General features: G+C 61.0%; 15 protein-coding genes. 11 read left to right on the top strand and 4 right to left on the bottom strand.

From position 1 onward, the window contains the following. The first annotated feature begins 90 nt into the window (after positions 1 to 90). The 6 genes from LUA85_RS06915 (at position 91) to LUA85_RS06940 (ending at position 6,887) form a co-directional block, all read left to right on the top strand. Positions 91 to 747, top strand: coding sequence for a hypothetical protein (locus tag LUA85_RS06915; RefSeq protein ID WP_231468156.1), 657 nt, complete (start codon positions 91 to 93; stop codon positions 745 to 747). Positions 748 to 753: 6 nt separating this feature from the next. Further along, positions 754 to 1,827 carry an ImmA/IrrE family metallo-endopeptidase gene (locus tag LUA85_RS06920; protein WP_231468158.1) on the top strand — a complete coding sequence of 358 codons (1,074 nt, stop codon included), beginning with the start codon at positions 754 to 756 and terminating at the stop codon, positions 1,825 to 1,827. 23 nt (positions 1,828 to 1,850) lie between these two features. After that, positions 1,851 to 2,048 (top strand): hypothetical protein, encoded by a 198-nt coding sequence (locus LUA85_RS06925; RefSeq protein ID WP_231468160.1) that lies wholly within the window; start codon positions 1,851 to 1,853, stop codon positions 2,046 to 2,048. Positions 2,049 to 2,283: 235 nt separating this feature from the next. Then, positions 2,284 to 3,453, top strand: coding sequence for a winged helix-turn-helix domain-containing protein (locus tag LUA85_RS06930; RefSeq protein ID WP_231468162.1), 1,170 nt, complete (start codon positions 2,284 to 2,286; stop codon positions 3,451 to 3,453). Between the two features lie 135 nt (positions 3,454 to 3,588). Beyond that, on the top strand, positions 3,589 to 5,583 hold the full coding sequence (locus LUA85_RS06935) for a hypothetical protein (RefSeq protein ID WP_231468165.1): 1,995 nt from the start codon (positions 3,589 to 3,591) through the stop codon (positions 5,581 to 5,583). A gap of 125 nt (positions 5,584 to 5,708) precedes the next feature. Beyond that, positions 5,709 to 6,887: a Fic family protein gene (locus LUA85_RS06940; RefSeq protein ID WP_231468167.1), complete on the top strand. Its 1,179-nt coding sequence runs from the start codon at positions 5,709 to 5,711 to the stop codon at positions 6,885 to 6,887. 98 nt (positions 6,888 to 6,985) lie between these two features. On the opposite strand, the gene LUA85_RS06945 is transcribed toward LUA85_RS06940, so the two are convergent. The 4 genes from LUA85_RS06945 to LUA85_RS06960 are packed head-to-tail and all read right to left on the bottom strand — an operon-like array spanning position 6,986 to position 9,683. Continuing rightward, the gene (locus tag LUA85_RS06945) at positions 6,986 to 8,029 is read right to left on the bottom strand and encodes an ArsO family NAD(P)H-dependent flavin-containing monooxygenase (protein ID WP_231468169.1); all 1,044 of its coding nucleotides are present in this window, start codon (positions 8,027 to 8,029) and stop codon (positions 6,986 to 6,988) included. Positions 8,030 to 8,033: 4 nt separating this feature from the next. Beyond that, positions 8,034 to 8,270: a thioredoxin family protein gene (locus LUA85_RS06950; RefSeq protein ID WP_231468171.1), complete on the bottom strand. Its 237-nt coding sequence runs from the start codon at positions 8,268 to 8,270 to the stop codon at positions 8,034 to 8,036. Positions 8,271 to 8,284: 14 nt separating this feature from the next. Next, positions 8,285 to 9,340 (bottom strand): permease, encoded by a 1,056-nt coding sequence (locus tag LUA85_RS06955; protein ID WP_231468173.1) that lies wholly within the window; start codon positions 9,338 to 9,340, stop codon positions 8,285 to 8,287. A 1-nt stretch (position 9,341) separates the two neighbouring features. Then, on the bottom strand, positions 9,342 to 9,683 hold the full coding sequence (locus LUA85_RS06960; protein WP_231468175.1) for a helix-turn-helix transcriptional regulator: 342 nt from the start codon (positions 9,681 to 9,683) through the stop codon (positions 9,342 to 9,344). A gap of 109 nt (positions 9,684 to 9,792) precedes the next feature. On the opposite strand from LUA85_RS06960, the gene LUA85_RS06965 reads away from it, so the two are divergent. From LUA85_RS06965 to LUA85_RS06985, 5 genes are read left to right on the top strand one after another with little or no spacing between them, the layout of a single operon-like run. Beyond that, the gene (locus LUA85_RS06965) at positions 9,793 to 10,155 is read left to right on the top strand and encodes a helix-turn-helix transcriptional regulator (protein ID WP_231468176.1); all 363 of its coding nucleotides are present in this window, start codon (positions 9,793 to 9,795) and stop codon (positions 10,153 to 10,155) included. Between the two features lie 8 nt (positions 10,156 to 10,163). Then, the gene (locus LUA85_RS06970) at positions 10,164 to 10,679 is read left to right on the top strand and encodes an arsenate reductase ArsC (RefSeq protein WP_231468177.1); all 516 of its coding nucleotides are present in this window, start codon (positions 10,164 to 10,166) and stop codon (positions 10,677 to 10,679) included. Beyond that, positions 10,676 to 11,104, top strand: a complete 429-nt coding sequence (gene arsC / locus LUA85_RS06975) for an arsenate reductase (glutaredoxin) (RefSeq protein ID WP_231468179.1) — start codon at positions 10,676 to 10,678, stop codon at positions 11,102 to 11,104. Before LUA85_RS06970 ends, arsC begins: the two co-directional genes overlap by 4 nt. Before the next feature lie 13 nt (positions 11,105 to 11,117). Then, positions 11,118 to 12,191: an ACR3 family arsenite efflux transporter gene (gene arsB, locus LUA85_RS06980; RefSeq protein ID WP_231468181.1), complete on the top strand. Its 1,074-nt coding sequence runs from the start codon at positions 11,118 to 11,120 to the stop codon at positions 12,189 to 12,191. Next, on the top strand, positions 12,188 to 12,529 hold the full coding sequence (locus tag LUA85_RS06985) for a YnfA family protein (RefSeq protein ID WP_231468182.1): 342 nt from the start codon (positions 12,188 to 12,190) through the stop codon (positions 12,527 to 12,529). Before arsB ends, LUA85_RS06985 begins: the two co-directional genes overlap by 4 nt. Positions 12,530 to 12,543: the final 14 nt, after the last annotated feature.

Below are 12,543 nucleotides of genomic sequence, written 5' to 3' on the forward strand. Positions count from 1 at the left end.
CGCCACCGGGGTGTAAACGGGTCAGATTGGCTTCTTCGACATTCCTTCAGCGAGTAGGGGTTGACGGTGTCGATTTTTTAGACCAACTTAGTGGTTGAAAAAATCGACAAGGCCCCCTTCATGCCCTTTCTTGAAACCATCGTCCTTCGTGACAGCTCCGAGGCGCTTCCGCGGCTGACATCCTTGGGAACCAGTCTGGAGCGGTTGCTCCGCGTCCGTGACTATGCGCTTCAGGAAGCGACCAGCACAAGCCCCTTTCACTGCCTGAATGCGGCGGGGACCTTCTCATACCAATATGGTGTTTACGCATTGCGTCTTACTCACGTTGATGGCGAGGATTGGCGCATTGATCGCTCTGAGAATGTCGAAGGGATCGTGAACGAGCAACTGGGCGTGCGCATTCTCTTTTCCAACGTAGATGTCGCTTGCAGTGATGCAGCCTCGCCAAAACCGCGCTCGAACAAAGGCGCGGGTACCGAGCGGGTCTGCTCTGCAAACCTGTTCGGCCACCTCCCAGAGTATTCCCGTCCGCCCGAAGAAGGCTTGGCGACTTATTATCTGATGGTCGATGAGAAGGGCGCAGCGGAACTCACACGGCCGATTGTTGCTGGTGGCACTTTTGCAAGCTATGTGGAGCGAATCTGGCTGTCCGAAGGCTTTGATCCCACCGATTTGGTGGGTGGCCGCCCGTCCCTGGATGACGATGATGCGGTGATCGATTTCGATCCGAAGGTCGCGCGTAAGTAGGTACCCATGTTCAATCCCAAGCGTCTCACTCAGGCCCGTTTGCGTCGGCGTCTGACGGGAAAGTCGTTGGCCGAAAAGGCCGGGCTGGCCCAGGACACAGTATCGCGCATCGAACGCGGGCTTCATGAGCCGGAGCCGGGCACGGTCACGTGTTTGGCCATGGCACTCGACTATCCCGAAGCCTTCTTCAGTATGGCCGATCCGCTTGATCTTCAAAGCGATGCGGTCAGTTTTCGCAGCCTGTCCAAGATGAGCGCAAAAGAGCATGGCGCTGCCATGTCTGCTGGGTCACTCGGACTGCAGCTTTATCAGTGGCTTGAGGAGCGCTTTGCACTGCCAGAGCCCAATCTCCTCGATCTCAGCTATGAGGCGGATCCTGAAATGGCTGCGCGTGCCCTGCGGCAGCACTGGGGGCTTGGTGACCGACCAATCGGGAATATGCTCGGTCTATTGGAGACGCACGGCGTCCGAGTTTTGTCGCTGGCGGAAAATACGGCTCAGGTGAACGCATTCTCCTTCTGGCTCGATGACCGTGCTTATGTTTTTCTGAACAACTTCAAGAGCGCCGAAAGCAGCATTTTCGACACCGCTCATGAGCTGGGACATCTGGTCATGCACCGGCACGCCGGAACGAAGGGCGACCGCCGATTTGAACGAGAGGCGGACGCCTTTGCTGCGCATTTTCTCATGCCGCGAGGCGATGTGCTGGCTCGCGTTATGAGGCCGGTTACTATCGACGTGGTGCTACAGGCAAAGGCAAGGTGGCGCGTGTCCGCCATGGCTATGGCCTATCACTTGAGGACCTTGGGCAGGCTTACGGACTTCCAGTATAAATCGATCTGCATCGAACTGAGCCGCCGTGGCTATCGGTCGGCCGAGCCGAATGGCGTGGAGCGCGAGCGGTCTATTATCTGGCGGAAAGTTCTCGAGCAGCTGTGGTCCGAGAAGGTGACGCGCGCTGATATCGCTCGCGATTTGGGCATTCCGCTGGATGAATTGCAGTCGCTGCTCTGGAGCCTGACCGCAACGATGGAGGCTGCTTCAGGCCGACCGGCAAGATCCGAGCTTTTTGCTGTCTAAACATCTTCTGAAGGCGCGCACCAATGGCTGAGACCCGACGTCACCCAGAGACAGGAAAACTGCTCACCCGTGGCGAGCGACCGCAGCTCGTGACGCTCGATCCGGTCTCGCGGACGGTCCTAGTACCTGGTTGGTATCACGACGATGACAGCGACTCCATCCATTCAGGCGAGGATCTGAAGATTTCCGATGCCGTATTCCAACAATTGAAGGCCAAATAATAAGCCCATGTAAGGGAGGTCTGTACGGAACGGTCGAGGATAGCGCAGGACACGGCGGGGTCGTCCCCGATTGGGTGCCGACCGCCAATACGGCCACGGAAGATTGGCTGTCTACACTGGATCGAGCACAACAGCAGGCGCGTCGCACCGGTCTGGCTGACCGGGGGGGAGCGGTGCAGCACCATCGGATTTTCGCCGTTGACCGCGCCGCTAGCTGCCAACCAATCTCCTTGAGATGACCATTGAACTCTCCCTCCGCGACGCCAGGCGGGTTGTCCTCGCCGCGCAGGGGTTTGCGGCGCGCCGTGTTGCCCAGCCGACGGAAGGGCGATTGCTTCGCCTGCTGGACAGGCTCTCCCTCTTCCAGATCGACAGCGTGAACGTGCTGACGCGGGCGCACTATCTCCCGGCCTTCTCGCGTCTCGGCGGCTATAGCCGGGCGGAATTGGAAGAGGCGGCATGGGGCGGGCGGCGTCAACGTCGCATGTTCGAGTATTGGGCGCACGAGGCCTCGCTCTTGCCGCTGAGCCTCCATCCGCTTTTCCGCTGGCGCATGGAGCGGGCCGAACGCGGAGAAATCGGCTACCAGGCCCTGCGGCGTTTCGCGGCAGAGCAGCGACCGCAGGCGGAGCTTGTGCTGGACAGGATCCGATCGGAGGTCGCGCTTACTGCCGCAGACTTCGAGAATGGCGCAAGCAAAAGCGGGTGGTGGGAATGGAGCCATACCAAACACGCACTCGAATGGCTGTTCTGGTCCGGGCAGATCACCACCGCAACGCGGCGAGGAAGCTTCGCACGCGTGTATGATCTTCCCGAGCGGGTCTTCCCGAAACGGATCCTCGATCTTCCGACGCCCGATGCCGCGTCGGCGCAGCAGGAACTCATTACTCGCAGCGCGCTGGCTTTGGGTGTGGCAACCGCGTCAGACTTGCGAGACTATTTCCGGCTCAAACCCGAAGAGGCCGACCACGCCATCGCCGCGCAGGTCGATGCCAGGGTCCTGGTTCCGGTTCGCGTGCAGGGCTGGAGCCAGAAAGCCTGGATGCATCGCGACGCGCCCGTACCCAGGCCGGTTGCCGGCTCTGCCCTGCTGGCTCCGTTCGATCCGCTCATATGGGAGCGCGGCCGCGCCGAACGGTTGTTCGGGTTTCGATATCGGATCGAGATCTACGTCCCTCAGGACAAGCGGATCCACGGCTACTACGTCCTGCCGTTCCTTATGGACGAGGGGCTGGTCGCGCGAGTCGACCTCAAGGCAGATCGGGCCGCGGGCGTGCTTCGGGTCCCTCGTATAACCCTTGAACCCGGCGCACCGCCCGAGACGATGGAGCGGCTGACCGCCGAATTCAATCGGATGGCGCAATGGCTCAACCTTGCCGAGGTGCGCTTTTCCGAAGGCGCCTGATTATGGGGCGTGAAGTACGGACATGCGCCGACGGCGAGCCATTGGCGCGTCATGAGTGTGTTGCGAGCTATGTCGTCCTGAGGAACTGGCGCTCCGCTCCAGCCTGGCTGCAATGGGGGCAAAGCTCGAATTTCTATGGCATTGAAGCAAGTTGTTACCGCGTCCGAATTGTTTGACCTCCCGCAGCAAACTGCAAGCGCCGTTGGCAAGCGGGGAGCGAAGCCCAAGCCCATTGTCGAGTTTCCCGAGCCGCGCCAGACGGCGTGGGAAGACGTGCACCCTTTCCACGAGGCCCTGCTCCTTCACGCAGCGCGCCATGGCGATTCGATCTGCTATTTGCACAGGTGCCTTGTGCACCAGGGTGACCGGGTAGAGCGGTCCACGTTGCTGCAGTGGGCTGCAGGCAAGAAGACGCCGACGACGGTGAAGAGCTTGGGCATCCTGTCCAGGATCGAGCGGCGCTACGGCCTGCCGAGTGGCTATTTCAAAGCCAAGCTTCCCACCATCAGCCGCGCGCCGAGCGGGCATCGAAAGCTGCTGGGATTGACGCCCTCCGAACAGCGCAGGTTCGCCTGGCATCTGCCGGATGATTTCGATCGGCGCCCGGCAAGGGAACGTGCCGAGATCCTCGAGTGGGTCCGCACCGTCGTGATCTCCGGGGCGACCGATTATCGCCGCTATCAGGCCGAGGCCTCGAAGCACCGCTACGCCATCCGGTTTCCCGGCATCACCGGGAGGAAACCGGGTGTTCAGAGATCGTTGGAGCCCGAGGACGGCCGCTTTCGCGATCAGGTCGAATGCGAGCTGGAAACCGCGAGCGCCGATGCACCGCGCGCGCTTGCAGCGGAAATGGCCCAGCTCATTCGCTTCAAGACTGCAACACTGACGGATATCGGCTTTCAGCGCAGCGGCGTCTGGAACGGCAGCACTGCTTTTCAAAAGGTCGAGCATCTCGGGCTTTTGTTTGGTGCGCTCGCGGCAGGGAAGGGCGGCCCAGTGCGAGGCCGTGGAGTGCCGCCAGATAGCCTCGTGATGGGACTGCTCGTCTTCCCCGCAATTTGGGATTGGTACATCCAGTGGCGCGAGGCGAAGCGGGGCTTCTTTACGGTGTGGGAAGTGAATATGCTCCAGCTTGGCTTGTCGCTGACGCGGGCGGAGACGGGTTGGCTGCGTCAGTCACCAGCACTCGCGGGGCGCTTGCAACCGATCCACGGACTGGTCTCTCAGGCCGATATCGAGGCGGTCAGGGCCGATTGGCAGGGGGCGTGCGATCGTTTCTACAAGCACGGGCTGGCGCGGTCCAAAGAGGTCCAGCGCGTAGCCCGGGTCCATCGCGACCCGTTCGAGCCCATCATGCCGATCCTCGAGGCGGATAGTCCGGTTGGAGAATATCGCCGCATCACGGAGGAAATCATTCGTCTGATGCCCGATCACAGGCGCTATCCTCGCCAGGCCGCGGAAGCAGTGCGTTCATTTCTGATGCTGAGGCTTGGCCTTCATCTCGGGCTTCGCCAGAAGAACCTGCGGGAGATGCTGGTTTGCCCGCCTGGGCGAACGCCCACGGCCGACAGGGCTCTTGAATTCGCCAAGCGCGGCGAACTCCGTTGGAGCGAGCGTGACGGCGGCTGGGAAGTGCTTGTGCCGGCGTCCGCATTCAAGAATGCCAATTCCTCGTTCTTCGGCAACCGGCCCTTTCGGCTCGTCCTTCCCGATCTGGGCGGGCTCTATGGCCACATCAATGCCTATATCGGCCAACACCGCGCGGTTCTCCTGAATGGTGCCGGAGACCCTGGAACCTTCTTCGTAAAGACCATGAAGATCACGAGCCGGAATGCGTCCTACGACATGAACACCTTCTACGAAGCCTGGCGGCTGACCATCCAGCGATATGGCATTCGCAACCCCTATACGGGGCGGGGGGCAATCGAGGGGTTGTTGCCGCATGGGCCGCACAATGTGCGCGATGTCCTGGCAACGCATATTCTCAAGCAGACCGGCTCCTACGAGCAGGCGAGTTATGCAATCCAGGATACGCCGGAAACTGTCGCGCAGCACTATGGCCGCTTCCTTCCCCAGGATAAGGCGGCATTGGCGGCTCAGATTCTGAACCGCGTCTGGGAGGCTGCCTGATGGTTGCATCACTCGTTCAGTGCCAGATGATCCCTAACCATGACCTCTGAAAATTGTATCTTATTTAGGTTTATGCCATTATCCCTTCATTGGATCGCATTTTAGGGTCGGTATGGGAAGGCTTAGTGCATAGAAACCACCTTGCAGGGGCGCTACGCGAGCGGCTGGTTCGCTATCCTGCGCCCTTTGACAATCACTACGGCGTCATTCCGCTGCCGCCGCCTGAAGATGCACTGCCGATCCAGGCGGTTCAGCTCGCTCACGACCGCGCACTCTCCATGCTCGGGCGCGTTCAGACGCTCGCCGAACGTGCCCCCGATCCTTATGTCATCAGTCGAACGCTCAGCCGGCGCGAAGCTGTCGACAGCTCCGCGATGGAGGGAACGCATTCGACGCTCAATGAACTGCTGACGGTCGAAGAAGACGATGACGATGCCCGCGACGCGGCCCGTCAGGTTCGTGACTACGCCCTGACACTCGATCGCTTGCTACCTCGCGCCACGAACGACGGTGTCGATATCTTCACGATCGATCTCGTGAAGGAACTGCACCGCGAGGCGATGCGCCACGACCCTGACTACCGAGGAATCCCAGGCGAGCTGAAAGACGTCGTGAACTGGATCGGGGGCACAGGCCATATTTCCACTTCGACCTACAATCCGGCACCCCCGGATTGTGCCGCCGCGTGTCTTGAGCAAACCATGGCCTACATGCGCTGCGAAGGCATGCAGGGGGTCTCGCAGAGCCTGATCACAAGGATGGCTGTCGCCCACGCGCATTTCGAGGCCGTCCATCCCTTCGCTGACGGGAACGGGCGTGTCGGTCGGCTTCTGCTGCCGCTTATGATGGCGGCGGAGGGCCAGGTGCCCCTCTATCTCGCACCGTTCATCGCGGCCAACCGCGCAGGCTATTATGAAGGGCTGAAAGCCGCTCAGCAGCGGCTCGATTGGGCGCCGCTGATCGGCTATCTCTCGGACGCGATTACCGGCACCGTGGAAGAGCTGTTCGCAACGCGCGACACGCTTGGGCAACTGACCGCCGACTGGCGAGGGCGACGCAAGTTCAGGGCAGGGTCGGCGTCGCTGCGCGCGCTTGACCTTTTGATCGACTATCCGGTTATCACCTTGAAGCGCCTGGCCGAAAAGCTGGGTGTTTCAAAACCGCAGGCCCTTGCGGCTATCAACCAACTCGTTGAGGCGAACATCCTTGTCGAGCGGACGGGCTATCGTCGCAATCGCGTCTTCGTGGCCGAAGCTGTCTTAGGGGTTGTGAACCGGCCGTTCGGCGACGTTCCTCGGATTTGAGCGAAGGTGGAGTGGGGAGCTTCAGTTGAACTCCAACTATTCGACCGAGATTAGCTTCTGGGACTCGCGCTGCTCCTCGATCATCAAAACGCCTTCTATTACGAGGTCGCTTCAGATATCAATGCTCGAACCAGATCTCTCGCTGTTCGTGCAGCGCCCATCAGCGTCGCTGATCCCGGCCCGGTCCAATCGCCATATCCAGCCAGCCACAATCGCGGCTCTTCGACTGACCGCTGGTCTTCGACAAGCACGCGTCCGTCAGCTTCGACAATGTCGAGCGAACGCAGATGGTCAAGCGCGGGCCTGAAGCCCGTGCACCAGATGATCGCATCGACCTTCATCTCCGAGCGATCAGGCCAGACAACGCCGGTTGATGTCATCCGCAAGAACGGCCGAACGGTCGTCAGATCGCCTCGGCCGCGGGCCTCCCTGACCGGCGGCACCATCACGATATCGCCAATGCCCCCGACCGGTGTTTCGCCCGGCCCAGCCTTCATCCGCGCGACGGCACGCTCGAACAGGACGCGGCCATCGACATCGTCTGACAGGAATAGGGGGTCTTGGTTCGTAACCCAGAGCGCGCGGGCGATCGGTGCGACCTCGGCCATGATCTGCGCGCCGCTGTTTCCGCCGCCGACCACCAGCACCGTCCGACCGGCAAAGTGCTCAGGCCGCACATAGTGCGCCGAATGAACCTGTGTGCCCTGGAACAGGTCACGGCCCGGCATGTCGGGAACATGGGGATGCGACCAAGTGCCCGTTGCGCTGACCACATGCCTTGCAGCCAATCGCTCCGAGCCGATGTCGATTTCCAGATGATCGCTGCTTCGATGGACTCTCGTCACTCTGGCCGGTCGCCGAACAGGCAAGTGATAGCGTTCTTCGTAGCGGGAAAGATAGTCCAGAACATCGTCCCGGGTCGGATAGCCGTCATGATTGGGCGGGGGCATCAGCCATCCCGGGAGTGAACTGTAGCCTGCCGGAGAAAACAGCCGCAGCGATTCCCAGCCATGCCGCCAGGCACCGCCGGGACCATCCTCGGCATCGAGGATCAGGAAATCGGCCTTGGCGCGGTGGAGATAGTAGCCCAGCGACAGCCCCATCTGGCCGCCGCCGATAATGACGATGTCATGGGTATCCACGCCCTCAGGCCTGAAGCCAGCGCTTGAGGTCGTCTTCCTTCGGCAGTCCGCCAGCATGAACGACCTTGCCATCGATCACGATGCCCGGCGTTGAGACAATACCGTACTTGGCCATCTCGGCGTAGTCGCTGATCTTTTCGATCGACGCCTCGATGCCAAGCGCGGCAGCGGCGGCCTTCACCATGTCTTCGGTCGTCTGGCACCGCTTGCAGCCGGGGCCGAGCACTTTGATGTCTTTCACGGGATGGATCCTTTTTAGGAGAACAGAGCGTTGAACAGGTAACCTACGCCAAGGATGCCAGTGCCAACCACGGCAACAAACATCGCGATGAGCTTGAGGCTGAGCACCTTGCGCAGGATGATCATCTCGGGGAGCGAGAGCGCGATCACCGACATCATGAAGGCGAGGACCGTGCCGAGCGCCGCGCCCTTGCCCAGCAGCGCCTCGATCACCGGAATGATCCCGGCGGCATTGGAATACATCGGGATGCCTAGCAGCACGGCGGCGGGCACCGACCACCAGCTATCCGCGCCCATGATGCTGGAAAGCAGCTCGGCGGGCACATAGCCGTGGATGAAGGCACCGGCGGCGATACCGACGATGATCCAGTACCAGACCTTGCCGACGATCTCCTTGACCGCGTCCCAGCCCGCCTCGAACCGATCCACCCAGGTGAGATGCTCATCCTCAAGGTCAACGTCGCCAGCGCGGACTTCACGCACCCAGGGTTCGAGCCAGCCTTCCAGATGCAGGCGGCCAATGACCCAGCCCGACACGATGGCAATGGACAGCCCGAAGGCGAGGTAGGTCAGCGCCACTTTCCAGCCCACCACCGCAAACAGCAGGCCAAGGGCAATCTCGTTGACCATCGGCGCGGCAATCAGAAACGAGAAGGTGACGCCCAGCGGCACGCCTGCCGAGACGAAACCGACGAACAGCGGCACGGCCGAGCAGGAGCAGAATGGCGTGACAATGCCGAGGTGCGCGGCGGCGATGTTGCCCAGCCCTTCGCGCTTGCCCGCCAGCAGCGCGCGGGTGCGTTCGGGCGAGAAGAAGGTGCGCACCACGCCCATCGCGAACACCACCAGTGTGAGCAACATCAGCACTTTGGGTGTGTCGTAGAAGAAGAACTCGACCGACGAAGCAAGATGACTGCCGGGGGCGATCGGCAGTTGCGCTACCAGCCACCGCGCAAAGGGCAGCAGCTGGTTGTAGAGGACAAACCACGCGGCCACGAAGATGGCGATCCCGGCAAACCATATCCCTTGCGACTTGCGGGCCTGACCCAAGCTTGCGGCAATGGTATTCATTTCAGGCGGCCTTTTTCTGGCATTGGGCAGGAGCAAGCACGGGCAGTGCGGATAGGATGGCATCCACAATGGCCACCGTTGCCGCCGGGAGATCGGGATTGCGGCGATAGCGGACCCATTGCGCATCGCGCCGGTCGGTCAGCAGGCCCGCCACTTTGAGCCGCGCCATATGCCGCGACATGCGTGACTGGGTAGCGCCCAAGCGGTCCATCAACTCGCAGACGCAATGCTCATCACCATCCCAGATGATTTGCAGCGCACGCAGGCGCGTTGGTTCCGACAGAGCGGTGAGCAGGTCATTGATGCGCAAATCCATAAGACCTGCGTATGCTGTAACGCGCATATGCGCTTTGACGCAGATCAACGCTGACACATGATTTGACGATTCTGGAAATGTCGATTGACTTAGCCAGAGCTAAAGCTATTTCCATCATTCTCGAAAGGTGGATTGGATGGACGATCTCAACGCACAGGTCTGGGCTGTCGATGCGCTTGGAGCCTTGGCGCACGAAACCCGGCTCTCGGTGTTCCGCATGCTGGTCAAGACTGGCCCTGAAGGCATGATCGCAGGCGCTATCGCCGAACATCAAAGCGTGCCGCCTTCCACCATGTCGCATCATCTTGCCACGCTGGAGCGTGCCGGGCTGGTCCAGTCGGAGCGCGAAAGCCGGCTGATCCATTACCGCGCCGACTATCCGGGTATGCGCCGTCTGCTTCTGTTCCTGATGCAGGACTGCTGCCAGGGCGCGCCGGAAATGTGCGGCGATCTGATGGCCGATCTGGCCTGTAACCCATCCCAACCCCAAGACGCCTGAGGCTTCAAATGGCTGACAAGATCTACAACGTCCTGTTCCTGTGCACCGGCAACAGCGCCCGCTCTATCCTGGGCGAAGCGGTGATGAACAAGCTTGGCGCAGGCCGGTTCAAGGCCTGGAGCGCTGGCAGCCAGCCCAAGGGCGAGGTTCATCCCATGGCGCTCTCGGTGCTGAACGGCATGGGCTACGACACCAGCGGTATGTATTCGAAAAGCTGGAGCGAGTTCTCCAAGCCCGGTTCGCCGGAATTCGATTTCATCTTCACCGTTTGCGACAGCGCTGCTGGTGAGACATGCCCGGTCTGGATCGGGCATCCGATGACCGCGCACTGGGGCATCGAAGATCCGGCAGCTGTTGAGGGCGAAGGCCAGCGCGACGCCTTTCTGCAGGCCTTGCGCTACCTCACTAACCGCATCTCGCTGTTCCTGACATTGCCGCATGCCAGCATCGACGAGATGGCGATGAAGCAGAAGCTCAAGGAAATTGGCAAGGCCGAAGGCGCTAGCAGCGGAGCGAGCGCGTGACCGACATCGTAATCTATCACAACCCGGAATGCGGGACCTCGCGCAACACGCTGGCCATGATCCGCAATGCGGGCATCGAGCCGCACGTTGTCGAATACCTCAAGACACCGCCTTCGCGTGCCTTGCTCGAAAGCCTGATCGAACGGGCCGGCATCGCCCCACGCGCGCTGCTGCGCGAAAAGGATACACCCTACGCGGAACTGGGCCTAGACAATCCTGATCTCACCGATGCGCAGTTGATCGACGCGATGATGGAACATCCCATCCTGATCAACCGCCCGCTGGTGGTCTCGCCGCTTGGCGTGAAGCTGTGCCGCCCGTCGGAAGAGGTCCTCGACCTCATTCCTGCCGCCCAGCGCGCTGCTTTCGCCAAGGAAGATGGCGAGCAGGTCATCGACGCCGCCGGCAATCGCGTCGCCGGCTGAAGCAGGAACGACAATGACCGCCCAGCCCAAGCGCGAACGCCTGTCGTTCCTTGATCGCTATCTGACCTTGTGGATATTCCTCGCCATGGCGCTGGGCGTCGGGCTGGGGTCGACGTTCGAGGGCCTGCCTAAGGCCATCGACAGCCTTTCGTGGGGCAGCACCAACATTCCCATCGCCATCGGCCTGATTCTGATGATGTATCCGCCGCTAGCCCGTGTGCGATACGAGGAACTGCCGCGCGTGTTCGAGGACAAGCGGGTGCTGGCGATCTCGCTGATCCAGAACTGGATCATCGGGCCAGTGCTGATGTTTGCGCTGGCGGTTATCTTCCTCTCGGACAAGCCGGAATATATGACCGGCCTGATTCTGATCGGCCTTGCGCGCTGCATTGCCATGGTGATCGTCTGGAATCAGCTGGCCAAGGGCGACAACCAGTATGTCGCGGCGCTCGTGGCGTTCAACTCGATCTTCCAGATTCTGTTCTTCAGCGTCTACGCCTGGTTCTTCCTCGCCTTTCTGCCACCCCTGTTCGGCTTGGAAGGCAGCGTGATCGATGTCAGCTTCTGGACGATTGCCGAAGCTGTCCTGATCTATCTCGGCATCCCGTTCCTTGCGGGATACCTGACTCGCAAATGGCTGGCGAAGGCCAAGGGCGATGAATGGTATGAGCGAACCTTCCTGCCGCTGATCGGCCCCATCACGCTGATCGCCCTGCTGTTCACCATCACCGCGATGTTCAGCCTGAAAGGCGGCGAGATCCTCACGCTGCCCGGCGACACCATCCGTATCGCCATTCCGCTGACGATCTACTTTGTGGTCCAGTTCAGCATCAGTTTCTTCATGGGGAAGCTGATTGCCAGCGATTATCCGCGGACTACGGCAGTGGCGTTCACGGCAGCGGGCAACAATTTCGAGCTGGCAATTGCTGTGGCCATTGCCGCCTTCGGGCTGGCTTCGCCAGTAGCCTTCGCCGCCGTTATCGGCCCACTGGTCGAAGTGCCGGTGCTGATCCTGCTGGTGAACGTTGCCTTCTGGTTCGGGCGGCGCTGGTTCCCTGACAGCGTTCCGGTAGATTCGCGGGGATGAACATTGCTTCAGCTCCGGCGCTCGGTATCTTCGTTGCTGCCGCCTTCTTCGAGATCGCGGGCTGCTTCGCCTTCTGGGCGTGTCTCAGACTGGGCAAATCGATCTGGTGGCTCGCGCCGGGAACGGCTTCGCTGGTGATCTTCGCGTGGTTGCTGACACTGGCACCAACCGATGCGGCGGGGCGCGCTTATGCCGTCTACGGCGGCGTCTATATCGCCGCATCGCTGGCCTGGCTTTGGGTCGTCGAACGCCAGCAGCCTGACCGCTGGGATTTCATTGGAGCTGCAGTCTGCATTCTAGGCGCGGCCATCATCCTGTTTGCGCCGCGAACGGCGTGATGGAGTTCGTTTGA

Source organism: Novosphingobium sp. CECT 9465 (assembly GCF_920987055.1).
Taxonomy (GTDB): Bacteria; Pseudomonadota; Alphaproteobacteria; order Sphingomonadales; family Sphingomonadaceae; genus Novosphingobium.

What these genes read in the sequence shown, in the direction of transcription:
- LUA85_RS06965 (WP_231468176.1), top strand. Translation starts at nt 9,793, where the DNA reads ATGGACGATCTCAACGCACAGGTCTGGGCTGTCGATGCGCTTGGAGCC.
- LUA85_RS06970 (WP_231468177.1), top strand. Translation starts at nt 10,164, where the DNA reads ATGGCTGACAAGATCTACAACGTCCTGTTCCTGTGCACCGGCAACAGC.
- LUA85_RS06935 (WP_231468165.1), top strand. Translation starts at nt 3,589, where the DNA reads ATGGCATTGAAGCAAGTTGTTACCGCGTCCGAATTGTTTGACCTCCCG.
- LUA85_RS06920 (WP_231468158.1), top strand. Translation starts at nt 754, where the DNA reads ATGTTCAATCCCAAGCGTCTCACTCAGGCCCGTTTGCGTCGGCGTCTG.
- arsB (WP_231468181.1), top strand. Translation starts at nt 11,118, where the DNA reads ATGACCGCCCAGCCCAAGCGCGAACGCCTGTCGTTCCTTGATCGCTAT.
- LUA85_RS06925 (WP_231468160.1), top strand. Translation starts at nt 1,851, where the DNA reads ATGGCTGAGACCCGACGTCACCCAGAGACAGGAAAACTGCTCACCCGT.
- LUA85_RS06955 (WP_231468173.1), bottom strand. Translation starts at nt 9,340, where the DNA reads ATGAATACCATTGCCGCAAGCTTGGGTCAGGCCCGCAAGTCGCAAGGG.
- LUA85_RS06985 (WP_231468182.1), top strand. Translation starts at nt 12,188, where the DNA reads ATGAACATTGCTTCAGCTCCGGCGCTCGGTATCTTCGTTGCTGCCGCC.
- LUA85_RS06930 (WP_231468162.1), top strand. Translation starts at nt 2,284, where the DNA reads ATGACCATTGAACTCTCCCTCCGCGACGCCAGGCGGGTTGTCCTCGCC.
- LUA85_RS06960 (WP_231468175.1), bottom strand. Translation starts at nt 9,683, where the DNA reads ATGCGCGTTACAGCATACGCAGGTCTTATGGATTTGCGCATCAATGAC.